Origin of the sequence: Nonomuraea sp. NPDC050536, assembly GCF_044457685.1 — a bacterium.
Classification (GTDB): domain Bacteria; phylum Actinomycetota; class Actinomycetes; order Streptosporangiales; family Streptosporangiaceae; genus Nonomuraea.
In genome coordinates this window covers 40,315-66,930 of sequence record NZ_JBITHD010000039.1, presented here as the reverse complement: position 1 = coordinate 66,930, position 26,616 = coordinate 40,315, and the positions used below count along the sequence as shown (strand labels likewise).

Below are 26,616 nucleotides of genomic sequence, written 5' to 3'. Positions count from 1 at the left end.
CAGCCACCCTCTGGACCGCAAACGCACCAGCCACCTGGCCCGACTCGAACCAGCCCTGGCCGCATGAGAATGAGTTAACCAGCAGGGTCCTGTAGCGCGTCAAAACTCGCACATAGGGTCTGATCTGGGCTTTCACTGGCCGAGCTAAAGAAGGGCCCGATCGGCCCAGTCCGGCTTCGGTTGCGCGACCTGACGCCGCAGCACCGCCACCTCGGGCTCATGTGGGTGATCTCGCCCTGCGGCACCGCGGCGGACACAGCCGTACAGCATGAAAACGGCACAGACCCGCACGTAAAAGCTGTCGCGGGCGGAGCTTTCGTATGCTTGGGCGATGATCGGGTTGTTGGGGCCGGTTGAGGTGGATGGGCGGGTGATCAGTGCCGCCAAGCCGCGCACGCTGCTGGCCGTGCTGGCCCTGTCTCCGCGCCGCACCGTCCCGGTGAGCGTGCTGGCCGGCGCGTTATGGGGCGCCGCGCCGCCGGCCCGGGCGGTGAATCAGATCCAGGGTTACGTCGTGCGGCTGCGCCGGCTGCTCGGCGGCGACGCGCTGGTGACCAGGACGCCCGGCTACCGGCTCGATGCCGACGATCTCGACACGCAGCGTTTCCAGCACCTGGTCACCGCGGGCAGGCGGGCGCTCGGTGAAGGGAAGGCGGAGGTGGCCGCGGCTCGGCTCGCCGAGGGGCTGGCGTTGTGGCGCGGCCCCGCGCTGGCGGACGTGCCCGACTCGCCGGTGATCGCGGCGCAGGCGGCCAGGCTGGAGGAGCTCAGGCTGGTCGCGCTGGAGCTGCGCGGCGAGGCGGAGCTGCTCAGGGGCCGCTATCAGGAGCTGGTGGCGGAGCTGCGCGTGCTGGTGGCCGCCCATTCACTGCGCGAGCGGCTGCAGGCGCAGCTGGTGACGGCGCTGTTCGGGGCGGGCCGACAGGCGGAGGCGCTCGATGCCTACGACCGTGCCCGCAGGGCGCTCGGCGAGCTGGGCCTGGCGCCGGGGCCAGACCTGCGGCGGGTGCAGCGGGCCGTGCTGCTCGGCGACGCGGGGCTGCTGGAGCCGCGGGGTCCCGGGCTGCCGGCCGTACCGGGGAAGCCCGCGGTGGGGCGCGCAGGCGGGACGGCGGACCTCGACCGGCGGTACGCGGCGCTGAGCGACGCGGCGGCGGGCACGCTGCGGCGGATGGCGGCGATCAGGCTGGCGGAATTCCCCGGCTGGTGCGTGGCGGCGGCGATGGGCAGGACCGGCGCGGACGACGTGATCGACGAGCTGGCGGGGGCGGGGCTGCTGGACGTGGCGCGCACGGACCAGTTCGGCGACCGGTGGTATCGCATCCCGTCGCTGGTGCGGCTGTTCATGGGCGAGCACGTGGCCGAGGAGTCGCCGCAGGACGTGCGTGACGCGGTCCGCAACGTGCTGGAGTGGAGCACCCGCCTGGTGGAGGGCGTCCTCGACCGGCCCGGGCTCGACCTGGAGAGCTGGGTGGCGGCGGAAGGGCCGGCGCTGGTCGACGGGCTGCGCACCGCCTGCGACTCCGGCTGGCCCGATCTGGCCAGCTCGCTGGCCGGGAGCCTCACGCGGCTGGCCTTCCTGCCATCTCCCGGACGGGCGTGCGGCATCTTCGCAGGCTCGGGCAGCGCGCCGGGGTGCCCCTGCGCGCCGCTGTGGAGCAGCGGGTTCAGCGGGAGTTCAGCGAGCTGAGTGCCGCTGGTTCAGCGGGCGCGCAGAAGATGGCGCACATGATCGGCATCCTGCTCCTGGGACTGAGCACCGGGGTCGTGCCCGCGATGCTGGCGGTCGGGCTGGTGCTGATCTACCGGACGCACCGGATCGTGAACTTCGCGCTGGCCGGGGCGGGCATCCTCGGCGGGCTGGTGTGCGTGCGGCTGGTGCAGGCGTGGCAGGTGCCCTGGGGCCTGGCGGTGCTCGCAGGGGCTGGGGCGGCCGCCCTGGTGTTCGGGCTGTCGGAGTACCTGCTGGCCCGCCGGTTCGAGCGCGCGCCCAGGACCACGCTGACGATCGCCACGATCGGGCTGGCCCAGCTCCTGCTCTTCGCGGAAGCGGTTGTCCGGTGGGCGAGTTCGGGCCGGCAGGAGTCCGCCGACCTGCGCACGTCGCTGGCCACCGTCCGCTGGTCCGTCGACGGGGTGATCCTGGACGCCAACTCGGCGCTGCTCGTGCTCTTCGCGCTCGCCGCCGTCACCGCGCTGACGCTGTTCCTTTCGAGGTCCAGGTACGGCCTTGCGGTGCGGGCTGCCGCCGACGACCCAGCCCGCGCCGCCCAGCTGGGCGTGCCGGTGCGGCGGGCCGGGACCCTCGTCTGGATCGTCGCCGCCGGGCTCGCCGCGGCCGCCGTCTCGCTCCAGGTGCCGATACTCGGGCTGGCCAGCGGGCAGGGTCACGGCCTGCTGTTGCGCGCGCTGGCCGCGGCCGTGGTGGCCAGGATGGTGAGCCTGCCCGTGGCGCTGGTCGCCGGGCTGGCCACCGGCGTGATCGACCAGGTGGTCTACTCGCTGTTCGGCGGCTCCACGCCGGCCGACGTGCTCTACGCGGTGCTCATCGTGGTGGCGTTGCTGCTGGTCAGGCCGCTGCCTGGGCGGACGTTCCGGCCCGCGCAGGCGCTCGCGCCGCGCGGCCGGGTGCATCCGGCGTGGGCGCTGCCCGCGGCGGTGCCGGTGTTCCTGGGGGAGGGAACGGCCAACCGCGCGGCGACCGTGGCGATCTACGCGATCGTCGTTGTTTCGGTCGTGGTGGTGGCGGAGTGGGCGGGCGAGCTGAGCCTGGGACAGTTCGGGCTGGCCGGGGTGGGCGCCGTGGTGGCCGGACGGTTGACGGCCGATGTCGGGGTGGCCTTCCCGACCGCCGCGCTCGCGGGCGCGCTGGCCGCCGGGCTCGTCTCCGTCCTGCTCGGGCTGGCCACGCTGCGAGTGCGCGGGCTGGGCTTCGCGGTGGCCACGCTGGGCTTCGCGGTGGCCGTGCACTCGGCGATCCCGCTGCTCGCGCCGCGTGCCCGGCCGGCCCTGGTCGCCTCCGACCGGGTGCTGTACGTGATCGTGGTGGTCGTGCTCGGGCTGGTGATGCTCGGGCTGGTCAGACTGCGCCGTACCCGGACCGGACGCGCGGCCCTGGCCGTGCGCGACGACCCTGCGAGCGCACGCGTGTACGGCATCAGCCCGATCCGCGTCCGCCTGACCTGCTTCGCGGTGGCAGGGACGGTGGCCGGGCTCGGCGGCGCGCTGCTCGCGGTGCACCAGCACGCCGTCACCGCCAGCTCGTTCCCGGTGGCCGAGAGCGTCGCCGTGCTCACCATGGCCGTCGTGGGCGGCGCCTGGTCGCCCGCCGGGGCGGTGCTGGGCGCGGTGGTGATCAGGAGCTCGACGCTCTTCCTGCCCGCCGACTTCTCGCTGCTGCTCACCGGGGCAGGGCTGATCGCGGTGCTGCTGCTGGCCCCGGGAGGACTGGCGGCGCTACGGCCGGTCCGAGCAGCGGCATGAGGGCGCGCGGCGCGGTCGCGCTCATCGCCGCCTGCGAACTCCTGCTGGCCTTCGGCGGAGCGGGCACCGGCGTGCTGCTGCCGGACATCCAGCGCGCCTTCGGGCTGGAGCTGACCGGGATCACCACGGTGGCCACCCTGTCCACGCTGGCCGCGACGCTGTTCGGGCTGCCGGTCTCCGCCTGGATCGACCAACGGGCCAGTCGGGTGAGATGGGTGGCCGCCGGCGCCCTGCTGGCCGGGCTGTCCGGCGCGGGCGGCGCGCTGGCGCCCACCGCGGTGCTGTTCGGCCTGGCCTGGTTCCTCGACGGGTTCGCGCTCGGGGTGACCGGGCCGGTGCGCAGCAGCGTGCTGGCCGACTACACGCCGGTGGACGGGCGGCCCGCGGCGTACGCGGCCACGTCGGTGGCCAGGTCGGCCGGGACGATGCTCGGCCCCGCCGCCGTCGGCGCGGTCGCGGTGCTGGCCGGATGGCGGTGGGCGCTGCTGGTGACCAGCGCCCTGGCCCTGGCCGTCGGCCTGGCGAGCCTGCGCCTGCGCGAACCGGTGCGCGGCGCCCAGGAACGCCTCGCCCTCGGCCTCGATCACCCGCAGGAGGAGTCCAGGCCCAGGCTGGCCGAAGCGGTGGCCCTGTGCCGGAGCGCCCGAACGGTTCGCAGGTTGTGGTGGTCCACGCCGTTCACGGTCGGCGCGCTGGCCGCCCTCGGCCTGTTCCTGCCCCTCTACCTGCAGGAGAGCTTCGGGCTGAACGCCGTCGAGCGCGGGCTGGCCGGGGCGCTCGCGCAACCGTTCGCCATCGCCGGTCTGGTGCTCGGGGCGCCGCTGGCCGGGCGGCTGCTCGCCGGCCGACCGGCGCGGCTGTTCCGCGCGGTGTCGGTGATGGGGTTCGTCTCCGGCGGCTGCGTGGTGGTGATGGCGCTGGCGCCGTCGCTCTGGCTGCTGCTGGCCGCCTCGTGCCTGCTGGCACTGGCCGGATCGGTGCTCGGCCCGGGCATCTCCACGGTGCTCTCCCTGGTCATGCCCGCCAGGGCACGGACGGTCGGCTTCGCGATCGCCGCGCTCTGCTCGCTGCCCGGCATCGCGCTGCTGCCGGTCATGGGGGCGATCGGCGAGGCGTGGGGATACCGGGCCGCGCTGGTCGCGCTCGCCCCGGTTCTGGTGACGGGCGCGCTCGTCCTGGGCATGTCAGGGAACGGCTTCCTGGCCGATCTGCGTGACGCCCGGTCACTGTCGGCCGCGCTGTCGGGTTCCTTCCTCGCGCTGCGCGGGGTGTCGGTCGACTACGGCACGGAACGGGTGCTGCGCCCGGTCGATCTCGACGTGGCCGAGGGCGAGCTGGTCGCGCTCCTCGGCACGAACGGGGCGGGGAAGACCACCCTCCTGGGTACGGTCTGCGGTGCCGTACCCAGATCCGGGGGCGGGGTGGTCTTCTCCGGGCGGGACATCGGCGCGCTGCCCGCCGCCGAGCGCGCCGCGCTCGGCATCACGCTCGCACCGGGCGGCAGCGGCGTGCTCGGCTCGCTCACCGTCGCCGAGAACCTGCGCCTGGCCGCGTGGGCGCACCGCCGCGAGGCCGGAGACCGCATCGCCCAGGCGCTGGAACTCCTCCCCGATCTGTTGCCCACGCTGGACGCCCGCGCCGCCACCCTGTCCGGAGGCCAGCAGCGCATGCTCACCCTCGCCCAGGCGCTCGTGGCCAGGCCCAAGCTGCTGCTGATCGACGAGCTCTCGCTCGGCCTGGCGCCCGCCGTCGTCGAACGGCTGCTCGCGGTGATCCGGCGGCTGCACCGCGAGGGGACGACCATCGTGGTGGTGGAGCAGTCGGTCAACCTGGCGCTGGAGCTGTGCCCGCGCGCCGTCTTCATGGAACGCGGCGAGATCCGCTACGACGGCCCCTCAGCCGGCCTGCGCGAGCGTCCCGACCTGCTCAGATCGATCTTCCTGTCCCCCGGTACGGCCCCGGTTTCCACGCAGGCGGGCCCTGCGGTGCTGCGGGTGACCGGGCTGAGCCGCTCCTTCGGCGGCGTCACCGCCGTCGACGGGGTGAGCTTCACCCTGAGGCGCGGCGAGGTGCTCGGGCTGATCGGCCCGAACGGCGCGGGCAAGACCAGCCTTCTTGACCTGCTGTCCGGTCTCGACCGTCCTGACGCGGGCCGGATCGAGTGCGCCGAGGTGCTGGGCCGCTGTTTCCAGTCGGCGGGCTCGTTCCCCGCCCTGACCGTCACCGAGGCGATCATGGTCGGCGGTGACCGGCGGCTGGCCGTCCGCGAACCCCTGGCGCACCTGCTCGCCCTGCGCGCCGCCCGGTTCAGCGAGAAGGCGGCCCGCACCTGGGCCGAGGAGCTGATCGAGCTGCTCCACCTCGGCGACTACCGCGACCACCGGGTGGGCGAGCTGTCCACCGGCACCCGCCGCGTCGTCGACCTGGCCTGCGCCCTCGCTCACCGCCCGGGAGTGCTGCTGCTCGACGAGCCGTCCAGCGGGCTGGCCCAGCGCGAGGTCGAGCAGCTGGCCGCGCTCCTGCTGCGCGTCCGCGCCGAGCTGGACGCCAGCCTGATCGTGGTCGAGCACGACATCCCGCTGCTCGCCTCCCTCGCCACCCGCCTGCTCGCCCTCGACGCCGGCCGGGTCATCGCCTGCGGCGCGACCGCCGACGTGCTCGCCGACCCCGCCGTGCTGGCCTCCTACCTGGGCGGCGACCCGCGCGCCGCCCAGCGGTCGGGGAGGCACGATGCGTAGGGCACCGGGATACGCGCTGGCGGCGCTGTGCCTGGCCGTGCTGCTCGCCGCCGCGCAACTCCTGCACCAGGCGGTCCCGCCGCTGCCCGACTACCTGCGCGACGACCCGGCCTGGCGGCCGCCCGTCGCGACCGCCGACTGCTCCCGCCGCGCCCAACTCGGCAAGGACTTCCCCTGCCGGGCCCGGCCGCTCCCCAGCTCCGGCGGGACCATCGTGATCGTCCTCTACCTGCCCTGGGAACGGCCCGACGTCACCGCCATGCGCGCCACCATGGGCCTGGCGAGCCTCGACGAGATCGAACGGCAGGCGCACACTTCCTTCGCCTACTTCACCCACGCCTTCGAGACCTACGGCCGCACACCCGTGCTCAAGGTCTACCGCTCCCAGGCGCCGCCGACCGACGACCCCGCCCTGCGCGGCGACGCCACCACCCTCGATGAGGACCTCGACGCCGACTTCGTGATCGGCGCCGTCCACCCCACGCTGATCGACGAGCTCACCAGGCGCGGCATCGTCTCGCTCAGCGCCGCCTACCTGCCGGGCGACTTCCTGCGCGCCCACGCCCCCTACCACTACAGCCTGCTGGCCGACACCGACACCGTGAACCGGCTGCTGGCCTCCTACATCGCCCGCCGGCTCGGGCCGCGCGCCGACTACGCGGGGCGGGGCCTCAAGGGCAGGCCGCGCCGCTACGCCGTACTGCACAACGCCGAGACACCCGTCGGCGAGCAGCTCTCCGCCGCGCTGCGCTCGCAAGGTGTACGGCCGGCGATCACGATCGGCTACCCCGCCGACTCCAGCGCCGTGGCCACCTACGCCAACCTCATCCAACAGGTGCGCTCCGCCGGAGCCACGACCCTGGTGTGCGCGTGCGCCCCCGAACCCCTCGCCTACCTGACCGGCATCGCCGCCGGCCAGGGGTACCAGCCCGAGTGGATCATCGGCGGGCACGACTTCAACGACGTGGACGTCGCTGCCCGCGTCTTCGAGCCCAGCCAGTGGCGCCGCGCCTTCGGCATCAGCACCCTCGCCACCCCCGACCGCGACGATCGGGGCGACCCGACGTACTGGACCATGGCGCTGCTCTTCCTCGGCCTCGAATCCGCCGGGCCCACCCTCGACCCCGGCACCTTCCGGCAGGGCATGCGGCTGCGAGCCGTACCCGCCGACGCCAGGGAGATCTGGTGGGACGCCGCGGCCCGCGTGTACCGCTCGCCGGACGGCGGGCGCCGCCGTACCACCTGGCCTGCTACCCCCGCCAGGCCCTTCGACCCCGCGTGCCTACCGCGCGATTCCTGCAAGGAGTGACCCCCGTGAACCTGACCGACTTCCACGCCACGCCGCAGCGGCCCTTCGACCCCGCTGCCCAGCTGCTCGGGCGGGACGGCGCGCCCTTGGATCCCTTCGCGGCGTTCACCGGGGAATCCGCGGCTTTGGCCGATTACCTGCACGTCATGGGGTACGCGCTGCTCAAAGGTGTCTTCACCCCGTGGGAGGTCGCCGAAGCCCTGGCCGCGGCCCTTCGGCTCGCCGAGGCGGCGAAGGAGGGAGACGGGCGTTCCTGGTGGGGCCGCGACGCTCAGGACACCCCGGTGCTGACCCGCATCCTGTGGAGCGGCGACGAACCAGCCATAGCCGGGATGTCGGCCGACCCCCGCATCCTGTCGATGGCCGCCTTGTCACCCTTCGGCCTGCGCCCAGCAGGACCCGGCATGATCCTGTACAAGACCCCGGGCGTGACAGGCGGGCTGGCCGACATCCCGTGGCACCGGGACTGCGGCATGGGAGGACACGACGAACGCTGCCCGATGCTCATCGCCAGCGTGTGCCTGCGCGGAGGGAGTCCGACGGCGGGGGAACTGCGGGTCCTGCCGGGGTCGTGGCTGACTGCACCGTCGTACGGCGAGCACGAAGGTGTCGGGCTGGACCTCCGGCCCGGAGACGTTTCCCTGCACTACAGCGACATCATGCACGCCTCGTTGCCGGCTGTCGGCCCGGTGGGCCGGATCAGCGTCCTGATCGCCCTGACCCCGGCCGGCCGCGTCCCGCCCCCGGTGTGAATCCTCTGCTGGGCCGGTCCCAGGCCGGAGTCAGGGCCGCGAAACTGGGGTGGGCGTGACGTCGTATGCCGCGACCGACCAGGCTCCAGGACGCCTGCCCAGTTCGGCGGCCAGCCGATCGGGCGCCCTCGGGTCGGACAGATCCGTGCATCCGCGACACGAGCCCCGCCCGTGTGCGACAGGAGCATCGGGCGGGAAAACCCAGAACGTCACCTTGTGATCGCGGCCGAGCCAGCCCGGTTCGTGAGCCTTGTCGGCGGTGCCTGGCGATCAGGTTGGTGGCGATGCCGTACAGCCAGGGCCTGACCTCGCCCCGCGAGGACTCGTATCCCCCCTTGAGGGCAACGAGGAAGACCTCGGCAGCCAGGTCGTCGGCGACGTCCGCGGGGAGCCTACGGGCGATGTAGCGGTGGATCTCGGCGAAGTGCGCGTCGAAGATCCGATCGAGATCGGTGCGCAGCGGGGTCGGAACGCTCACGTCGGCTGCCCAGCTGGCATCGGTAATGGGGTCACGCACTGCTCTCCATCCGATCAGGAACGGCGGTCACCCCTGATTGCCCGGTAGAGCGGAATGCTTTCACGGTTTAACAATCGGGCACTCCAGACCACTTCCTGGCGTGGTCGCTGGCGGCGCCGTGGCGCCGACTCACCATCGCAGAGTCCTATCGACATATGATCTTTTCACCTGACATGTGCCCGATTGTCGGAAAGGCCTCCATGATCCACCCCCTCACTCGGCGGTCCGCCCTGCTGGGCACCGCGGCCGTGGCCGGCCTCGCCCTGTGGGACAGCCCGGCCGAGGCGGCCGGTGCCGCCGCGTTCGACGCCGCGCGTGAGCGGTGGGTGGGCCTGCTGGCCGGCGGATCGTACGACTCCGCCTACACCGACAAGACGCAGGCGATCGAGGGCTCGGCCAATGCGGTGCTGCGCAAGCTGAAGCCCGCCCCCGACCGCCCGAGCCTGTGGCCCGACCTGCCGCTTGAGAACCCCCGGACGGGCAACTTCAACCGCGCCTACAACCGCATGCGCACACTGGCGCTGGGCTGGGCCACACCGGGCACCGCCATGCACCGGGACAGCCAGGTCGCCGAGACCGCGGTCAGTGCGCTGGACTTCCTGTACGAGCACGCCTATCACGAGGGGCTCGACCGGCGGGGCAGCAACTGGTTCTGGTGGGAGATCGGTGTCCCCCGCTCGCTGACCGACACCTGCGCCCTGCTGTACGACGGCCTGCCCAAGGACCACCTCGAGCGCTGGCTGCGCCCATTGCGCCGCTGGTGCCCCGACCCAGAGCGCCGCGTCAGCCACCCCGGTGTCGTCGAGACCGGCGCCAACCGGGCGAGCAAGGCCATGGCGGTGGCGATGCGCGGATTGCTCACCTACGACCCACGCCTCATCAAGCGGGCCAGGGATGCGGTCTCCGACCTGCTCCGGCCGACCGCGGGCCCAGGCGACGGCTTATACCGTGACGGGTCGTTCATCCAGCACGACGTGTACCCCTACACCGGCAGCTACGGCGTGGACTACCTGGAGGGCGTGGCCAAGCTGATCGCCATGCTCGCGGGATCACCGTGGGAGATCACCGGAATCGGGGACGTCTACAACATCGTGGACCGCTCGTTCGTGCCGTTCATCTTCGACGGGCTGATGATGGACTGCGTACGCGGCCGGCAGATCTCGGTGCAGGGCCACCGTGACTACCACTCGGGGCAGAAGGCGGTCGAGTCCATCCTCACCCTGCTCGAGGCGGCGCCCGAGCGCTATGCCCAGCGCTGGCAACCGATGGTGAAGGGCTGGCTCACCCGCAACCAGGCCATCCCCTACGACACGCTCGCACCGCTGGCGAGCATCGCGAGGGCCAAGGCCCTGCTGGAGGACCTGTCGGTGCCGGTCGGCCCGCGCACGACAGGCACGTACGTCTTCGCCGACATGGACCGGGTCGTGCACCGCCGTCCCACCTGGGCCTACGCGATCGCGATGAGCTCGGAGCGTATCGGCGCGGCCGAGGCCATGAACCGGGAGAACCTGCACGGCTGGTTCACCGGCGACGGCATGACCTACCTCTACACCGGCGACCTCACCCACTGGAACGACGACCTGTGGCCCACGATCGACCCGTACCGGCTGCCGGGCACGACGGTCGACACCCGCAGACGCGCCGATCTCCCGCACGGCAAGCGTCGCCTGCCACCCACCCCGTGGGCGGGCGGCGTGGCACTCGACGGCGAGTACGGCGTGGCGGCCATGAAGCTGATCGCCGACGGCTCCTCGCTGCGGGCCAAGAAGGCGTGGTTCCTCCTCGACGACGCGGTGATCGCCCTCGGCACCGGCATCACCGCCTCCGACGGCCGCCGCATCGAGACCATCGTGGAGAACCGCAACACCCACGACAGGCATCCGCCGCTGACTCAGGGCGACGGCTGGGTCCACCTGTCCGGTGTGGCCGGCTACGCGCTGCTCGACGGCATCGACGTGAAGGTGATCCGCAAGAAGCGCACCGGCCGCTGGCGGGACATCGACAAGGGCGCCACCACCGGAGGCGACCAGACCCCCACCACCAGGCACTACACAACGATCCTCATCGACCACGGCGCCGATCCGCACAAGGCACGCTATGCCTATGCCGTACTGCCCGACGCCTCCATCGCGCAGACCGCAGCTTACGGCCGGCGGATCGAGATCCTCGCCAACTCCGGTGCGGTGCAGGCCATTTCCCGCGACAACATGCTCGCCGCCGTCTTCTGGCGCGCGGGGACCGTCGAGACCACGGATGGACCGCTCGCCGCCGACGGCCCATGCACGCTGCTGATCAGCCGCGACCACAAGCAGGTACGGCTCGCGGTCTCCGACCCGTCCAGGACCGCCGACGAGGTGAAGATCACGCTGCCCTGGCCGGTGAAATCGGTCAAGGAAAGCGACCGCAGCGTGCGCAAGGCCAAGAGCGCGGTCAAGGTGGAAGTCGGCGGCAGCCGCGGGCACGCCCACACCGCGGTGGTGCGCATCTGAACCTCCGAGGCGCTCGAAGCCGGACCTCGACAGTCTCGGGCAGTCGGGTACGAGATCAACGATCAGACCACGACAAAGAGACTTCTTCCCTGTCAAGGTGAGCCACACCGCGACGTTGCCCAGCCGCTCGCGCTCCGCCGAGTCACAAGGTCGTTGGCTCGCTCGCCTGCCACTTGCGCCCGATCGCCCGCAGCATCGCCGGATACACGCCCAGGTAGCGGAACGGCCTGATGCCCAGCATGTACACGGCGCCCAACAACCCGTTCGGCTTCACCAGGACGGTCATCTGGCCGCGGTAGCCACCGGCGCCGTCAGGGACCCAGCCGATGTGCATCACCCCCTGCATGGTCTTGTTGGCGATCTCGGCCGCCCACTCGTCGTGCGTCTGGTAGACGGAGGTGAACTGACCCCGATCGGGTCCCCGCGTGCCCTCGCGCAGGTCCGCGGGCAACCGATCCCGCAACGACGGCACCCGGCCCCCGAGGCCCGCGTCGGCCTCGTCCCACCTGAGCAGCTTCCCGAGCTTCCACCGGATCGCGAAGAGCGCGCGCGTCAGAGGGGTGAAGCCGCCCGGCCCGTCGCCGCCGGCGAACTGGCGCACGAGCCGCGCGAGGTCGTCGGGACCGCCCGGTGTCGGTAGCGCCCACACGTCCTCGACACGGAAGTCGCCGGCGATCTCGTGGATGCGCCAGGGCCTGGACGTGTAGGCGGTTGCGGGGAGTCTCATGGGCACACCCTTTCCATACGATTGCGTATGGAAAGAGGCTAACACCGCCCCATACGGGACCGTATAGTCGGGGTCAACCGGAGGTCATTGCGCCTGCCGAAAAATCCGTCCATGCAGTTGAGCTCCGCCGAGACGGTCTCGTCGGCGTACGTCGAGGTTGGTCAGTCTGGCCGGATCCGGGACGGCGCGTAGAGGAGCCGCCTGAGTCAGGGCTTGGTGTGCTCGGTGCTGGTTGTAGAAGTGTTCGTACTCGCGCGGAGCGTGCCGTAGGCGGCGTTCGTTCCAGAGCAGACAGCGGTCCAGAAGCTCACTTGCACCCACCGCTCCATGACGGAGTTCATCCGCGGTATAGGGACGCCGGTGAGCACCGTTTGAATCCCGGCATCGGCGAGGATCTGCTCCATGAGGGCCGGGAACTTCCCGTCCTTAGCGCGCCCGGCAACCGACGTCCTCCAGGTACGCCTTGGAGGTCATCGCCGTCTACGGCCGCTACCGAGGCAGCCTGCGGTACATGGAGTGGCCGAGGCCCATGACTTGGCCCTGGCTCCCTGCTGAGCAACACCAGGGGCGAGGTAGCCGGAGGCTGGGCGGTGCGTGCGGCCGGCGAATGCGGGCCGCACGCAACCGATGATCACCAGCACTCGTCAGAGTGTGCAGAAGGCGACACCCTGGATCCTTGTTTCATACGGGGAGTCGTTGCGGACGTAGGACCGCCAGGAAGAGAGGGACTCCGGGTAGTTGTCGGTGACGGCGCCGACCGGGGTGTTGTGCGGCTGGAGCACGCCCCCGCCGATGAGGCGCCAACCTTGGGGGCAGGTCGCGGAAGCCGAGGCGAGTTGACCCACGCGAACGGTGAGGAGTGCGCCTTCTACGACCTGATAGGGCCCGGTGCCTCTCACACAGACGGCGTACGGCCACACGTCCACGTTCGCATCGCCGGTATTGCGCACGTAGTTGGTCCAGGTGTCTCCGGTGGAGCCCGGTGCCAGAGCGGGAGCGCTGACGGTGTTGGGTACTGGCCAGAAACCGCCGCCCACGGCCTTGCGGCCATCGGTGCACGTCGCGGAGGCGGCGCGGTAGACGCCTGGCTCGGCTATCCGGTGTGCGCCTTCGGTGAAGAGATAGTCGCTGACATTGGAGTCACAGACCGCGTAGACGGTCATGTCAGCGGCGGAGCCGGAGAGGTTGCGCACGTTGACGATCCAGCCCGCGTCGGTGCTCGGGGTGTACGGGCCGGTGTGGATGAGCTGAATCCCGCCGGGGCTGTTGTTGGACTCCCCGCCGTTCACCGCCCGCATCCCGGACGGGCAGTAGACCCACTGCCGCCATACCTCGCCCGCCGGTACCGTCATCGGCCCGTATTGGGCGATCTGGCGGCCGGCTACCGAGGCCACGTCTGGACGGGCCGGTCGCGGCGGTACGGCCTTGGGCTCAACATCCGTAAGCGGCTGCTGGATCTCCGGTGCTGCGCCGCGCGGCCCGGGCACCGGCCCGCCGCCACCATCACCACCAGGCCGTGCTGCCACCGCCGCGGCGGGCACGGCGAGGTGTGGGGTGGAGGCCGCTGCGGCGCCCTGCAGGGCGGTCAGCAACAGCGGCAGCGCGATCAACACACGCGTCACCATCACCACAGGGACGGGCACGCTCATCGACACCTCTCCTTCTACGTCGACTCGGATCAGAGGCACTGCAACCGATCCGGGAGTGGACCGCGCGTGCATCCTCATCCAACCACCCATGCACACGCTAAGTGATCATTGAATACGCAAAGTAATGATGATCTTCGAGGATGCCGATGCACAGGTCATGGCCGTGAAGTTGCCCCGGAATTTTCGGCTACCAGCGCCACTCCTGCGAGCGACTGGCGGGAACCGATCGATTCCTGCCACAGGCAGGGGCGACCCCTTGGATGACGTGCCGATAATCGTTGTGCCCGAACACCACTCAGGCCCGACACCCGGCCTCCGGCGAGAGTCTGCCCAAGCTGGCCGGCTGGGGGTTCTCTACGCCCCCGAGCGTGCCGCATTGCCGCGGGCGGGGCCTGGAAGAGGTTCCCGAGATCTCTTTCCCTGGGGGACGTCCACCAGGAACGTGAACACCACAAGGGCCTGCCCACCAGGGATTTCGCACTAAAGGATCATGAAGAGCGGCATCGAATCACATGGCGTCCCGGACTCATAATCCAAGGCCACACCATCCGCCTCACCGCACCCCTCACCCTCCACCACGCCGCACTCCAGCAGAGCTCCGCGCTGGCCGCCGACACCGCCAGCCCCGCCGAGCGGAAAGCTCACCGGGTCTACGCCACCCGCATCGGAACGGCCAACGGCGGTAACTCCGCCTGAACCGGCTCGCTAACGCCGTTTTCCGTTCGGTTGCTGCTCAAGCCCCGATACACGACGGCGCACGGTTGCACGCCGAGATCGCTGCTCAGGGCTACCGTGGCAGCGCCCGCTCGGTCCGCCGCTATCTTGGGGCATGACGAGCATCGGAACGAAAAATCCCGTTAGTGATCCTCGCAGGTCAGAGAGAGATGATCTCGTCTGGCAAGTAAGGCATGTCGAATCGAACTTGTGTCCAGGTGTTTCGGCCCGAAACACCTGGACGGCGTTGCCGTACGGCAACGGTTGGCTCGCTCGCCCCAGGAAGGCATGGCAGCGCCTGTGGCCGAAGGCGGGCCGTCAGTAGACAAAGTGGTTGTCCTCGGCGAACAGGGCGGCCATCTCGGGACGGGGCGGGACAGGCAGAACGGACAGGCTCTACGCGCCGGGACGGCGGCCATCGCGTTGCGGGCTCGCACAAGTGCGCGGTCGGTTGTCAGCGCCGACGGGCGTCCGGCTTGCATCAGCAGGCCCATCAGGCGGGGCGGTAGGTCCTGGCCCATGCGCGCGCTGAGGACCACGACCTCGGCCTCGACGGTCGGCTGCATCGGCTGGCGCAGGAGCGCGGCGCGCAGCGGCCACGGCGGGCAATAGCCGCCGCTCGCCGGGCGGCCGTCATTGGGCGTGGCGGAGGCGACATCGCGGACGGCGACAGACAGAGCCTCGCCGAGCTGGGCCACGTCCTGATCGGCTGCGACGCCGAGAGCCACCATCGCGTCCACGCGTTCCCAGTCGCGCGGGTCGAACTCCTCGGCCCCCTCTGTGACGGGGGCGGCCGTTATAGGGGTTCTCTTGTCCCCACATCCCCGTCAACGTCCGACCGGGACACGAGGTGGCGAAGGCGTGACGTGGGTTAGTGCGGCGACAGGTAGCCCACCTTCCAGGAACCCGAGTAGTAGCAGGTCAGCGACGGCTTGCTGGCCTTCGGCGCGCTACAGACCTTGAACTCGACCTGGTAGACGTCGTGGTAGGTGCGCGTGAAGCTCTTAGGCGTGCCGTACGTGCATGAGATGACCGACCTGTCGAAGAACGGCAGGTTGTTCCCCTCGCGGTGGGTGATCCTCAGCAGCAGCCACCCGCAGTTGCTGCCGCGGGAGCGGTCCGTGACCTTGCCCTTGATCTTGACGGTGTCGGCCGTGGGCAGTACCTCGTGGTCCTCGCCGCTGGCGGTGAGCGTCCCGGCGGCGCTGACACCCGCCTTGCTGTACGGCCCCCACGCCTTCGTGCCCGCCGCGAACGCGGGCGAGGCCATGAGCGCCAGAGCCACAGGAGCGACGAGCAGGCTTGCGAACTTCATCGAGCGTCCTTTCCTCGCGAAGCCCCGAGTCTCACCCGGAAATCGCGGGAGCGCCTGAGTAACCCCCTACTCTGGTGTTTCCGAAATGTCGGCGCCGGCGACAACATCGGCGTCGGTTGCTGGCGCTCCCGGGTGCTCGGCATCGACCTCGATGTGAAGGACGGCATCGCCCGCTTCGCCGCCCTGTGCGACCAGCACAGCCAGGCCTGGCCGGACACCCTCACCGTCCGCACCCCTTCGGGCGGGTTGCACCTGTACTTCACGGTGCCCGCCGACCTCGTCATCGGCTCGACCGCGGGCCGCAGTCCGGGCTCGCCGCTCGGGCCGGGGATCGACACCCGCGGGCCCGGCGCCGGCGGCCGCGGCGGCTCACCGCTCCCGGCCGACCGGCCGGCGTCCCATCGGCGGAGCTCCACCCGCCAGGCCGACGCCGTCGACCTCAGCTCATGGGGCTGATCACGCTCCCTCCGATGCGATCAGGAGCCCCGGCCGACGTCGGCCGGGGTTCCTGTTTTCGACCGTGGATGAGGACGCGGCCGCGTCATGAACTCCCCGCCCGGTCGTGTGCATGGAGGAGGCGGTGCGTTCGGAGGGGGACGCGCCGCATCCCGATCCGGACGGCCGGATCGGGATGTGCGGGGGCAGTCCGCCTGAGGCGTCCGCACCCATCAAGAGGTCTTCGCCCCCAGCCGCCGACACACGGCGGGCCGTGGTCGCGGATACACCAGCGCCCCCGCCGCGGGCCATACCGCCTGTCTCGGCGCCGCCGCTGCGTGAGCCGGCTGCCGGCGATGCCCGCAGCTGGCCCTCGCTGTGAGAGACGGATAGGTGACGATCGTGTCCTGATTGGATCCTGGGATGGGGGCGCAATTGACCGATTTCGCCCCCGCTGCCGATCGGCCTGCCGGATGGGTGGGCCACCTGTCGCCCCGCGCTCGCCCGACACCAAACCTCGCGCCGCCGCCCGAGGAGGCGCAGGTGGGGTCCATGGTGGCTTCCTGAACAACCTCGACTCGAGTCCCGCTGCGGCCAGGTGGGTGTGCTGGCGCATCTGGAACGCGGCGAACTCGTGGTCTCGATCGTTCTTCTCGTCCGGCCCTACCGTCTACGCGGCACGAGTCCGGCCTCGAAGGCGATGATCGCCAGCTGGACGCGGTCCCGAGCTTCGAGCTTGGCGAACAGACGCGCGACATGCGTCTTCGCCGTCGCCGCGCTGATCACCAACCGCTCGGCTATCTCAGCGTTCGACAGTCCCTGTCCGACCAGTGCCAGCACCTCGCGCTCCCGGTCGGTGATCCCCGCGATGAGACTTGAGTCCGCGGCGGGCTCGGCGTCCGGCTCGGGGGCCGCGGGGCCGGACGTTCCGGCGAAGTCCGCGATCAGCCGTCGGGTCACGCTCGGCGCGATCAACGCGTCGCCGGCCGCTACCACGCGGATCGCGTCCAGGATCGCGTCCAGGGCCATGCTCTTGAGCAGGAATCCGCTGGCCCCGGCGCGCAGTGCGCCGTAGACGTACTCGTCGTCGTCGAAGGTCGTCAGCACCAGCACCTTGGGCGGGTCCGGCTCGGCGGTCGCCTGCCGGGTCGCCTCGATCCCGTCCATGTCCGGCATCCGGATGTCCATCACCACGACGTCCGGCCGCAGCTCACGCACCAGGCGCACCGCCTCGCGGCCGTCGCCGGCCTCGCCGACCACCTCCAGGTCGTCGGTGTCGCCGATCAGGATCGCGAGCCCGACCAGCATCAGCGGCTGGTCATCGACCAGCAGTACCCGCACGCTCATGCCGGGAGCCTCGCCGCCACCCGGAATCCGCCCTCCGGACGCTGGCCCGCGCTGAACTGGCCGGACAGCAACGTCACCCGCTCGCGCATGCCGAGCAGGCCGAAGCCGCTCCCGCCGGCCGCCGCCGAGAGCCTCGGACGGCCGGGCCTGCCGGGACCGTCGTCCACCACCTCGATCGTCACTCCTGTCGGCTCGTAACCGACCGCGACCCGGCACGTCCGCGCGCCGGAATGCCGCACCACGTTCGTCACCGACTCCTGGACGATCCGGAACGCCGACAGCTCGATCTCCGGCGGCAGCGGGCGCCGCTCGCCCTGCCAGGTCACGTGGACCCGCACCCCGGCGTCGGCCGTGCGTTCGGCGAGCCGCGGGACGTCCGCCAGGCTGCCGGCCGGCGCCAGCGGAGCGGCCCCCGGCATGGCGTCGTCGGGCTCGGCGCGGCGCAGCGCTCCGAGCATGCGCTGCAGCCCGAGCAGCGTCTCCCGGCTGGTGGTCTCGATGCCGGTCAGCGCCTGCCGCGTCTGCTCGGGCTTGGTCTCCACGACCCGCGCCGCCGCTCCCGACAGCACCGTGATGATCCCGATGCTGTGCGCGACGCTGTCGTGCAGTTCGCGGGCGATCCGCAGCCGCTCGGCCATGACGGCGCGGGCCGCGGTCTGCTCGTGCAGGGCTTCGAGGTATTCGCGGCGTTTGCGGTACACCCCGCCGAAGACCCACGCGACCGCGAACACGAACGCGAACTGCCCGGCCCACGGGGCCGCGTAGCCGACGGATTCCCTGGAGTGGACGAAGGTGCGCTCGACGAACACGGTCGCGACGGCCACGACGGAGCCGACGGCGGCAGCCTTCGGCCGCCGGGCGGCGAGGTACCCGCCCAGGACCGGGAGCAGGAGGAGCACGATCCAGGGCTGCGCGCCGAAGAGGTCACTGAGGGCTGCTTCTTCGCCCAGGACCGCCGCGAAGACCGCCGCGGGCAGACGGCGCACCAGCAGGATCGGCAGGGCGAGCACGAGGCAGAGACCGATCATCTGGTCGGGCCCGAGGTCGGGGAACCGGAACGGGCCGCCATTGTGCCGGATCGGACCGACCGGCATCGTCCAGAAGAGCATCAGCGCGTAGAAGCAGGCGGCGGCCAGCACCACGGCCCGCGACGTCAGCCAGGCCACGGGTGCCGATGTCGAAAAACGCTGGAGCAGCTCTTCCATGCGGAGATCGTATTGACTGGCGTCGGCTCTGCGCGTCGCCCCGGGGATGTACGCGGGGTACGCCGCCGGACCGATGGCCTGGGGGGAGAGGTGACATCCGCCGGCCGACGCGATGGATCACGGTTCGTTCCTAGGTTCAGGGCCATGACGAACGAGCCGATGATCGATCTGCAAGACGCGACAAAGAAATACGATGACGGCCCGCCCGCGCTGGCCGGGGTGAGCTTGTCCGTGGCGGCTGGTGAGTGCGTGGCGATCCTCGGCCATTCCGGCAGTGGCAAGTCGACGCTGCTGAACCTGGTCGCGGGTCTGGACAAGCCTTCCAGCGGCACCGTGACCGTCAACGGAACTCGGGTCGATCAACTCGGCGAGGCCGGTTCGGCGAAGTACCGGCGGGCTTCCATCGGCATGATCTTCCAGTTCTTCAACCTGCTCGACGACCTGACGGTGCTGGACAACGTGATGGTTCCGGCGCAGTTGGCCGGGATGGGCAAGGTCGAGGTGAAGCGGCGGGCGACCGAGTTGCTCGCCTCGCTGGGTATCGACCGGCACGCCAAGGCCTACCCGCAGCGGCTGTCCGGCGGTCAGCGGCAGCGGGTGGCGGTGGCCAGGGCCCTGATGAACCGGCCGGCGTTGCTGCTGGCCGACGAGCCGACCGGCGCGCTGGACTCGCGCTCGGCCGAGGACGTGCGCCAGCTGCTGCTGGATCTGAACGCCGAGGGTCAGACCATCCTGCTGGTGACCCACGACATCCACCTGGCCGCGAACACCGGGCGACGCACGATCGAGCTGGTGGACGGTGCCGTGGCCCGAGACGTGGTCAACACGGTCAGCGGCGCCACCTCCAACAGCTCGGCGGGAGTGAGCCGATGAGCGCCCTGGGCAAGGTCGTGCGCTCCGGCGTCGGCCGGCGTCGTGTGCAGTCCCTCGTGATGGCCCTGACGACGTTCGCGGCCGTCACCTCCTCGGTGCTCTCGCTCGGTCTGCTGGCCGTCGTGCAGGCCCCGTTCGACCACGCCTTCAAGGCCCGGAACGGCGCGCATCTGTCGGTCCAGTTCGACGGCTCGAAGGCCACTGCCGCGCAGGCCGCCGCCACCGCGCACGCCGCCGGCGTCACCGAGGCGTCCGGGCCGTACCCGGTCACCGCCGCCCTGAACACGACCTTCGGCACGGACTGCACCGCGAACATCGCCCCGGGCATGCCGATGGCCGGTCGCGCCAACGCGCCGGTCATCGCCGCCACCCGACCCGACCTGGCCGGCACCTCCGGCCTGGACCATCTGGCCCTGGTCCAGGGCAGGTGGCCGACCACCGCGAACGAGATCGTCCTGTCCTCATGGGACCATCACTGCGCAGGCGGTTCCGTGGTGTTCGACTCGCTGCCGGGCAAGCCCTCGTTCAAGGTCGTCGGCCAAGCGAACTCGCTGACCAACACCGCGACCGGCTTCCTCACCACCGACGGCTTCGCGCGGCTGACCGCCGCCGGCGCCAAGACTGACGAGCAGATGCTCTACCGGTTCGCCAAGTCCGGGACCGACGCCGACCTCACCACGGACAAGCAGGCGATCGCCGCCGCCGCGCCGGTCGGCTCGGTCGAGAGCGGACAGTCCTACCTGGCCGTGGAGAAGCAGGCCGTCGGCAACGCAAAGTCCTTCGTGCCGTTCCTGATCGTCTTCGGCATCCTCGGCCTGTTCCTGTCGGTGCTGATCATCGCGATCGTGGTCAGCGGCGCGGTGGTCTCGGGAATCCGGCGCATCGGGATCCTGAAGTCGCTCGGCTTCACCCCCTGGCAGGTGGCCCGCGCCTACGCCGCACAAGCCCTGATCCCGGCGACGATCGGCGTGGTGGGCGGCACGCTGGTCGGCAACCTGCTGGCTGTTCCGGTCCTGGGCAATGCCAGCAAGAATCTCGGTGCCGCCGACACCAACCTGCCGGTGTGGGTCAGCCTCGTCGTGCCGATCGGCACCTTGGTCATCGTCGGTATCACCGCGCTCATCCCGGCACTTCGGGCCGGCCGAATGCCGGCGGTGCAGACCCTGGTCGTCGGCCGCGCCCCGAAGGCCAAGCGCGGCCAAGGCGCGCAGCGCCTGGCAAGCCGGCTGCCGCTGCCCCGGCCGATGTCGCTGGGACTGGCCCAACCGTTCGCCAAACCGGCCAGGGCCGCGCTGGTCGGCGCCGCGGTGCTGTTCGGCGCGGTCAGCGTCACCTTCGCAATGGGGCTGGAGACCGCGTTCACCAAGTACATGGACACGGATACCACCGGCCTCAACGCCGCGTCGATGATCGTGGTGCCCGCCGGCACGCCCGCCGGCTTCCACTCCCCCGGCGGCCCTGCCAACCCCCACTTGGACTCCACCAAGGTGGCCGCCGCGCTCGCCTCGATCCCGGGCACGAAGGCCGCGTTCGGCTGGGGCAACAGCGGCGCGACCGTGATCGGCGCGCCGACGGGGGACTATACGATGGTGGACACCACCACCGGCGACCTGTCCTGGACCAACCTGGGGCTGGTTAACGGCCGCTGGTACCAGAACCCCGGCGAAGCCGTGATCAACGACCACCTGGCCTCGACGGCCGGGATGCACGTCGGCGACACCGTCACCGTGACGCAGGACAACAAGCGACTGCCGCTGCGGATCGTCGGCATCGACTTCGATGCCAGCAGCAACGGGGTCGTGATGACCGACACGGCCACGTTCACCGCCGCCGGTCTGACGCCGTACATCACCCAGTTCAACGTCGAGCTGGCCGACAACGTCAGCGGCCCGGACTGGTCCGCCTCGGCCGCCCCCGCGCTGACCCCGCTGCACGCCGAAGCCAGCCCCAACATCACGTACGAGAACTACACGGTGCTCACCATGAGCGCCCTGGTGGCCACCCTCACACTGATGATGATCGCGGTCGCCGCGCTCGGCGTGCTGAACACCGTGGTGCAGGACACCCGGGAACGGATCCACGACCTGGGGATCTTCAAGGCCCTCGGGATGACGCCCAAACAGACCATCGCGATGGTGCTGACCTCGGTGAGCCTCACCGGCCTGGTCGCAGGGCTGATCGGGGTCCCGATCGGGATGGCGGTGGAGAAGGCGACGCTGACCCAGATGGGGAACGCGATCGGCAGGAACCTGCCGCCGAGCGTGACCCACGTCTACACCGCCGGGATACTGCTCCCGCTGCTGGCCGGCGGGATCGCGATCGCCCTGCTCGGGGCACTGCTGCCGGCCGGGTGGGCGGCGCGCTCCCGGACCGCCACCGCGCTGCGGACCGAGTAGAACCGGTCGCTCGTAGCACTGAAGATCTACCATCTTGACCAAGGCGGCCCCGGTGCTCGTTGAACTTGTGTGACGAAGAACAAGAAGCAGGCCGGGGACGCCATCTCCCTGGTTTACCAGTGCCGTCTGCCGCTGTCCACGAGCACCGTCGCCCACGTCGCCGACCTGCTGCGCAAGCGTCTGAAGGCGATCGGATCACGGGTGGCGGTCCAAGCCTGCGGGCCGGATCGCGGTGCTCGTGCTGGCAGTGCTGCGCCACGACCAGCGCGCCGCAGACCTCGCCGGCGGCAACCAGATCTCGGCCACGACCATGAGGCGCTGGTGCGACGAGGTCGTCGCCCTGCTGGCGGCCAAGGCCCCCGCCTGGACCGCGCTATACGGAAAGTGGCGAAACGCGGCGGGGAGGTCGTGCTGATCGACGGCACCCTGATCCCCACCCACCGCCGCACCGGCAAGGACAACAGACCGAACTACTGCGGCAAACACAAATGCCATGGCCTGCACTTCCTCGCGCTCACCGACGAACACGGCCGGCTGATCTGGATCTCCGCCGCCTGGCCCGGCCGCACCCACGACATCACCGCCGCCCGCCGCGACCACATCCTCAACCACCTGCGTGCCGCCGGCCTCGGCGCCCTGGCCGACCTCGGCTTCCTCGGTCTCGACCCCGACGGCGACGACCAGGTGGTGATCACTGGCTACAAGGCCACCCGCACCCACAAGCTCAACACCGGCCAGAAGACCGCCAATAAGGTGATCTCAGCCGCCCGCGCACCCGTCGAGCACGGCTTCGCGCACCTGAAGAACAGGCGCGTCCTCACGAAGCTGCGCAGCGACCCCGCCCGCGCCACGAACCTGTTGCGGGCGCTTCTCGTCCTGACCGTGCGGGTGCCGATTAATCATCCGGGCAGGTCAAGCCGCACGTCGGTACAGGAATGCGCCGTAGTTCTCGTCGGTCATGCGGCCGTCTTGAAGAAGCCGTTGCCCGCGTGGCGAGCGGCTGCATCCCGATCTTCCCCGCCGCCATCGCGGTCAGGCAGTCAGAGGTCTTCATGTCCGGCGGCGTCATCCATCCGTTGTCGATCCACCTCTTCCAGGTCGACATCACCTCGCGGATCTCGGATCGTCGAAGGACGTGCCCACCCTCCGCTCAGCGCGGGGAGGGGGCACGTTCCTTGGTAAGGGCGCTACCCAACGATCATGGCGTGACACCATAGTGAGGACGCAGCGTGTACGTCTCCCCCTTTTGAGTGTCGAAGGTCACGGTCTTCTCGGTCGACCAGTTCGGCGCGGTGCCCAGGGTCGTCTCAACTTCCGCTCCGGTGGAGTCGAACACGTCGGCTCCTTCCTTCCACGGGGCAGCGATCGTGAGGCGCTTGCCAGCTTCGCTTGTGACGGTGACGTCGCCGATCCTGTTGGAGTCGCCGTCGTAGGCGGCCGAGACGACGAAGGCTCCCTCCGCGCGGAGTCTTGAGAAAGAGGCGTCCTCGCCGGCGACCCAGTTCGGGAACACCTTCACCACGCCCTGGTCGCTCATCAGGAGCATGTTGTTCATCGCGGCCGTGGCGCCGATCTTCTCCACGCCGTGCGTCCTGTCGCTGATGCGGAGGTTGGGCTTGATCTGCGCGTTGATCGTCTCGGTCAGCCGGGCAAGCACGGCATCGGCCGGGTACCGCGACTGCACCGCGTCGTTGAAGATGCGCGGGAAGTTGTTGATCTGCTTCCAAGCATCACTACCGAACACATCGATCGTGTTGCGCGCGATCTGCTGATCCTTATTCGGAGAGTAGTAGCCGAGCTGTCCGCCCGGGACGACGATGTCGAGCGGGATGATGTTGCCGTCTGCTGGAACTGGGTTCGCCAACGGCAACCATTGTCCGTTCTTCCACTCCTTCTCCGCGAGCGAGTAGACCTGCTTCTCCTTCCAGGTGCTGGTGGGCTGCGGGGCAAGGTGATCGAGGACATCCTGCCAATGCGCGCGCTGGTCTGCGTCCAGGTCCAGGGTGACGCTCGCGTCGATGAGCTCCGTGAGCACGTTCTTCAGCGCGGCGAGTTCGACGGCGGGGTTGGTCGCCCACGAGTCTTCGTTGTAGCCGGCGTAGAGGGTGTACGTCTCGCCCGACTTGTCGAGCCACGCGTCGTAGAAGTTCACGCAGCGCTTGAGGTAGCCGTAGACCTTCTGTTCCAAGTATTGCCGGTCCTGGGTGTAGTGGTAGTACTGGATCAGCGGGTAGGCGCTGAATGCTGCATTTAGCGCCTCGGACAGATAGTTGTCGTCTGTGACCGTGCCCCACGGGCCGATCCCCACCGGGTAGAGCAACGCGTCATTGATCCCGCCCTGCAGATTCGGCCTGCTGTCCACGTAGGAGGCGTTCATCCTGCGCAGCTGCGCGGGGTCCGCTGCACGCCGACCGCCCTCCTCGGCGAAGGCGAGCACTCCTTCGCCAGCCGGCAACGACAGTTTGGGACGGTTGCTGGAGTTCGTGCCGAAGAAGGTCGCGATGAAGTTGTAGTTCAGGTGGTAGTCCGACGACCAGCTCGGGTTGTCCGTCGTGTGCCAGATGCCGTACAGGCCGGGGGCCGGCTTCCCCGCCCTGGAGGTGCTGCCGAGGAGATACTGCGCTCCGTAGTAGTAGCGCATCGCCTCGGGACGGTTTGGCAGATCGATGTAGGACGCGGACCAGAAGTCCTTCCACCACCGACCGTGCTCGTTCTCGAGCTCGCGGAGGAGATCCGCGTCATCGGCCTTTGCGAGCATGCCTACGGCTTCGGCGACCGGATCCGCGGTCTGCAGAGAACCGTCGGCGGCGTAGGTCTTTCCACCGCCGCCGATCGCAGTCACGATCTGCACCGTCGTGCGTGGCTCGAGCGTGAAATCGGTGAGCGCGCCTCCCGCGGCGGCGTCGGCCGAGGCTGTCGTCTCTGCTCCCACGACGCCGGTGGCGAGGGTCGCCTGCGACCGCCAGGAGGCGGGGTTGCTCGGCGCGTTGTTGTAGGTGAAGCGGCTCGCCGTGGCGACGCCCTGTTCGATCGCGCTTGCGACCGGGTAGTTTGTGCTGCCCTTCTTTCCCCAGGTCTTCACCTCGAGATCCACGGGCGACTTCCCCTGGGAGGTGACCTCAGTCACCAGGACGTTCTTGTCGGGCGCGAGCCAGGTCTTCATCGCCAGGGGTACGCCGCCGATCGACATGGTCGTGTTGATCCTCGCGTCCAGAATGTCCTGCACCTCGTGCGTCGTCACCGTCTGCCCCGGCGCTGTCGGAGCGAGGTTGCCTGTGCCCGCCGTGCTCCGCTCCTGGATCGTGATGCCGCCGATCGGCAGTGGCTTGGTGAGGTTGTCGCCGCTGTTGAACACGCCCTTCAGGTCGCCCGCTGAGATGAAATCCGACTTCGAGACGAGGAACGTCTTCTGCCCTGCCGCGCCGGCCGAGGTGACCCCGACGTCGCCGTTGCCGAGCAGGGCGGTGTCCGGCATCTTGTCGGAGTACGCCCCCGCGTAGCCGTCATCAGTCCATTCGCCGGAAATTCCGCCGACGATCTTCTGAATCCGCTTCCAATCCGGTGTCGTGCCGGCCCCGACCGCGTCGCTCGCGGCCGTTGCGGGTGTCGCCGCCACGAGAGTGTTCGCTCCTATGCAGGCTGCTAACGATACTGCGCCGATGCGACGCAGAATTCTGGTACCGCTCATTCGAATCCTCCTTGGTTCGCATACATTCCTGACATTCCGATCTGCGGGATGCACTCCTCTCGTCGTCCTCGCCTCTGTCAGAGATGGCCCTCACCGGAAAGCACGGCGCAAGGTCGTCACGGGCCAGAGGCCTGCAGCTGCTTGGCGTAGGCGTCGCGGTTTCCGCCCGAGGTGACCGGCTTCTTGATCTTCACGCCCGGTACCTGCTTCTCGGCGGCTGCGATTGAGGCGTCCCAGAATTTTCGAGGTCAGGCTAGGGGCCTCGAACGTCATGTAGTGAGCGTGGTGCTGCCGTTGTTCGCAGAGCCCGGCGCGGAGCACCCGGCAACCAGGGCGATACCTGCGAGGCAGACCGAGAGAAGGTTGTGCCGCATATCGGATCTCCAGGAAGATGTTTCTGGCCTGGCAAGTGGGGCGGAAGGGACTCCGGAATGAGATAACGTTATTCTGGGGGCGAGGATAGAGTGACCTTGTACTCGCGTGTCAAGCCATCACGGCCCCTGAACTTTCGCCCGGACGACCGGGCCCGGCAGCTGCCGACGGGCGTCAGCAGCATGCCGCGGTGCGGCGCATCGCCGAGACACACCCACCCTGGCCACCGTAGAACGGTCCGCCCGCGACGCGAACCTGCGGCGTAGAACGGTGCCTGGTAGTTGTAGTTCGTGTGGTGATCACCGTTCCAGGCCATGGGTCCGGCGATCCAGTTGCCCCACAGGCCGGGTGCAGGCGTTCCCGCGCGAGACGCACGCCAGCAGGTACAGCGAGCCGTACCACCTCTTGTCGATCGCCTTGTCGGGGATCTCGACGTAGGACTGCGACCAGTAGCTCTGCCACCAGGCCCGATGGGCGGTGCTTAGTGAGGAGATGCGGGCCGGGGTCAGGGATTCGGCGTCGGAGGTGTAGTTGGCGGACTCGGTGCCGGCTTTGACGGCGACGGCGACGTTGTACGTGGTGCCCGGCTCCAGCGCCAGCGACAGCG

Annotated in this window: 18 protein-coding genes; 10 read left to right on the top strand and 8 right to left on the bottom strand. The window is 70.1% G+C overall.

All coding sequences use genetic code 11. The annotated features are described in order from the left end of the window. Positions 1 to 331 precede the first annotated feature (331 nt). Genes ACIBHX_RS51340 through ACIBHX_RS51320 form a run of 5 tightly spaced genes read left to right on the top strand, consistent with a single transcriptional unit; the run spans position 332 to position 8,282 of the window. Positions 332 to 1,690, top strand: a complete 1,359-nt coding sequence (locus tag ACIBHX_RS51340; protein WP_397076227.1) for a BTAD domain-containing putative transcriptional regulator — start codon at positions 332 to 334, stop codon at positions 1,688 to 1,690. Between the two features lie 38 nt (positions 1,691 to 1,728). Next, positions 1,729 to 3,483: a hypothetical protein gene (locus ACIBHX_RS51335; protein WP_397076225.1), complete on the top strand. Its 1,755-nt coding sequence runs from the start codon at positions 1,729 to 1,731 to the stop codon at positions 3,481 to 3,483. Then, positions 3,480 to 6,221 (top strand): MFS transporter, encoded by a 2,742-nt coding sequence (locus ACIBHX_RS51330; RefSeq protein WP_397076224.1) that lies wholly within the window; start codon positions 3,480 to 3,482, stop codon positions 6,219 to 6,221. The genes ACIBHX_RS51335 and ACIBHX_RS51330 overlap by 4 nt, the downstream gene beginning before the upstream one ends. Continuing rightward, positions 6,214 to 7,530 (top strand): ABC transporter substrate-binding protein, encoded by a 1,317-nt coding sequence (locus tag ACIBHX_RS51325; protein ID WP_397076222.1) that lies wholly within the window; start codon positions 6,214 to 6,216, stop codon positions 7,528 to 7,530. The genes ACIBHX_RS51330 and ACIBHX_RS51325 overlap by 8 nt, the downstream gene beginning before the upstream one ends. Positions 7,531 to 7,535: 5 nt before the next feature. Further along, entirely contained in the window at positions 7,536 to 8,282 is a 747-nt protein-coding gene (locus tag ACIBHX_RS51320; RefSeq protein ID WP_397076220.1) for a phytanoyl-CoA dioxygenase family protein, read from the top strand. Here ACIBHX_RS51320 and ACIBHX_RS51315 read toward each other — a convergent pair. Then, on the bottom strand, positions 8,230 to 8,760 hold the full coding sequence (locus ACIBHX_RS51315; RefSeq protein ID WP_397076218.1) for an RNA polymerase sigma factor: 531 nt from the start codon (positions 8,758 to 8,760) through the stop codon (positions 8,230 to 8,232). The genes ACIBHX_RS51320 and ACIBHX_RS51315 overlap by 53 nt on opposite strands. Positions 8,761 to 8,999: 239 nt before the next feature. On the opposite strand from ACIBHX_RS51315, the gene ACIBHX_RS51310 reads away from it, so the two are divergent. Next, positions 9,000 to 11,288 carry a polysaccharide lyase 8 family protein gene (locus tag ACIBHX_RS51310; RefSeq protein ID WP_397076216.1) on the top strand — a complete coding sequence of 763 codons (2,289 nt, stop codon included), beginning with the start codon at positions 9,000 to 9,002 and terminating at the stop codon, positions 11,286 to 11,288. Between the two features lie 142 nt (positions 11,289 to 11,430). Here ACIBHX_RS51310 and ACIBHX_RS51305 read toward each other — a convergent pair whose 3' ends face one another. From ACIBHX_RS51305 to ACIBHX_RS51290, 4 genes are all read right to left on the bottom strand, one after another. Beyond that, the gene (locus ACIBHX_RS51305) at positions 11,431 to 12,015 is read right to left on the bottom strand and encodes a DUF2867 domain-containing protein (protein ID WP_397076215.1); all 585 of its coding nucleotides are present in this window, start codon (positions 12,013 to 12,015) and stop codon (positions 11,431 to 11,433) included. Between the two features lie 206 nt (positions 12,016 to 12,221). Continuing rightward, positions 12,222 to 12,419, bottom strand: coding sequence for a hypothetical protein (locus tag ACIBHX_RS51300; RefSeq protein WP_397076213.1), 198 nt, complete (start codon positions 12,417 to 12,419; stop codon positions 12,222 to 12,224). 240 nt (positions 12,420 to 12,659) lie between these two features. Continuing rightward, complete coding sequence (locus ACIBHX_RS51295) at positions 12,660 to 13,664, bottom strand: hypothetical protein (RefSeq protein WP_397076212.1); 1,005 nt, start codon at positions 13,662 to 13,664, stop codon at positions 12,660 to 12,662. 1,585 nt (positions 13,665 to 15,249) lie between these two features. Continuing rightward, the gene (locus ACIBHX_RS51290; protein ID WP_397076231.1) at positions 15,250 to 15,693 is read right to left on the bottom strand and encodes a hypothetical protein; all 444 of its coding nucleotides are present in this window, start codon (positions 15,691 to 15,693) and stop codon (positions 15,250 to 15,252) included. Between the two features lie 54 nt (positions 15,694 to 15,747). Between ACIBHX_RS51290 and ACIBHX_RS51285 the strand changes: the two genes are divergently transcribed. Then, entirely contained in the window at positions 15,748 to 16,149 is a 402-nt protein-coding gene (locus ACIBHX_RS51285; protein WP_397076229.1) for a bifunctional DNA primase/polymerase, read from the top strand. 642 nt (positions 16,150 to 16,791) lie between these two features. Here the strand turns inward: ACIBHX_RS51285 and ACIBHX_RS51280 are convergent. Both ACIBHX_RS51280 and ACIBHX_RS51275 read right to left on the bottom strand, forming a co-directional pair. Further along, entirely contained in the window at positions 16,792 to 17,475 is a 684-nt protein-coding gene (locus ACIBHX_RS51280) for a response regulator (protein WP_397076211.1), read from the bottom strand. Further along, entirely contained in the window at positions 17,472 to 18,680 is a 1,209-nt protein-coding gene (locus tag ACIBHX_RS51275) for a sensor histidine kinase (RefSeq protein WP_397076209.1), read from the bottom strand. Before ACIBHX_RS51275 ends, ACIBHX_RS51280 begins: the two co-directional genes overlap by 4 nt. Before the next feature lie 144 nt (positions 18,681 to 18,824). Here ACIBHX_RS51275 and ACIBHX_RS51270 point away from each other — a divergent pair, with 144 nt between their 5' ends. From ACIBHX_RS51270 to ACIBHX_RS51260, 3 genes are all read left to right on the top strand, one after another. Continuing rightward, positions 18,825 to 19,553 carry an ABC transporter ATP-binding protein gene (locus tag ACIBHX_RS51270; protein ID WP_397076208.1) on the top strand — a complete coding sequence of 243 codons (729 nt, stop codon included), beginning with the start codon at positions 18,825 to 18,827 and terminating at the stop codon, positions 19,551 to 19,553. After that, positions 19,550 to 21,949 carry an ABC transporter permease gene (locus tag ACIBHX_RS51265; protein WP_397076207.1) on the top strand — a complete coding sequence of 800 codons (2,400 nt, stop codon included), beginning with the start codon at positions 19,550 to 19,552 and terminating at the stop codon, positions 21,947 to 21,949. The genes ACIBHX_RS51270 and ACIBHX_RS51265 overlap by 4 nt, the downstream gene beginning before the upstream one ends. A gap of 69 nt (positions 21,950 to 22,018) precedes the next feature. Then, entirely contained in the window at positions 22,019 to 23,131 is a 1,113-nt protein-coding gene (locus tag ACIBHX_RS51260; protein WP_397076205.1) for a transposase family protein, read from the top strand. A 16-nt stretch (positions 23,132 to 23,147) separates the two neighbouring features. Here ACIBHX_RS51260 and ACIBHX_RS51255 read toward each other — a convergent pair whose 3' ends face one another. Further along, positions 23,148 to 25,565: a glycosyl hydrolase family 95 catalytic domain-containing protein gene (locus tag ACIBHX_RS51255; RefSeq protein WP_397076203.1), complete on the bottom strand. Its 2,418-nt coding sequence runs from the start codon at positions 25,563 to 25,565 to the stop codon at positions 23,148 to 23,150. Positions 25,566 to 26,616 lie beyond the last annotated feature (1,051 nt).

What these genes read in the sequence shown, in the direction of transcription:
- ACIBHX_RS51325 (WP_397076222.1), top strand. Translation starts at nt 6,214, where the DNA reads ATGCGTAGGGCACCGGGATACGCGCTGGCGGCGCTGTGCCTGGCCGTG.
- ACIBHX_RS51275 (WP_397076209.1), bottom strand. Translation starts at nt 18,680, where the DNA reads ATGGAAGAGCTGCTCCAGCGTTTTTCGACATCGGCACCCGTGGCCTGG.
- ACIBHX_RS51340 (WP_397076227.1), top strand. Translation starts at nt 332, where the DNA reads ATGATCGGGTTGTTGGGGCCGGTTGAGGTGGATGGGCGGGTGATCAGT.
- ACIBHX_RS51310 (WP_397076216.1), top strand. Translation starts at nt 9,000, where the DNA reads ATGATCCACCCCCTCACTCGGCGGTCCGCCCTGCTGGGCACCGCGGCC.
- ACIBHX_RS51290 (WP_397076231.1), bottom strand. Translation starts at nt 15,693, where the DNA reads ATGAAGTTCGCAAGCCTGCTCGTCGCTCCTGTGGCTCTGGCGCTCATG.
- ACIBHX_RS51280 (WP_397076211.1), bottom strand. Translation starts at nt 17,475, where the DNA reads ATGAGCGTGCGGGTACTGCTGGTCGATGACCAGCCGCTGATGCTGGTC.
- ACIBHX_RS51335 (WP_397076225.1), top strand. Translation starts at nt 1,729, where the DNA reads ATGATCGGCATCCTGCTCCTGGGACTGAGCACCGGGGTCGTGCCCGCG.
- ACIBHX_RS51295 (WP_397076212.1), bottom strand. Translation starts at nt 13,664, where the DNA reads ATGAGCGTGCCCGTCCCTGTGGTGATGGTGACGCGTGTGTTGATCGCG.
- ACIBHX_RS51305 (WP_397076215.1), bottom strand. Translation starts at nt 12,015, where the DNA reads ATGAGACTCCCCGCAACCGCCTACACGTCCAGGCCCTGGCGCATCCAC.
- ACIBHX_RS51300 (WP_397076213.1), bottom strand. Translation starts at nt 12,419, where the DNA reads ATGGAGCAGATCCTCGCCGATGCCGGGATTCAAACGGTGCTCACCGGC.
- ACIBHX_RS51270 (WP_397076208.1), top strand. Translation starts at nt 18,825, where the DNA reads ATGACGAACGAGCCGATGATCGATCTGCAAGACGCGACAAAGAAATAC.
- ACIBHX_RS51265 (WP_397076207.1), top strand. Translation starts at nt 19,550, where the DNA reads ATGAGCGCCCTGGGCAAGGTCGTGCGCTCCGGCGTCGGCCGGCGTCGT.
- ACIBHX_RS51330 (WP_397076224.1), top strand. Translation starts at nt 3,480, where the DNA reads ATGAGGGCGCGCGGCGCGGTCGCGCTCATCGCCGCCTGCGAACTCCTG.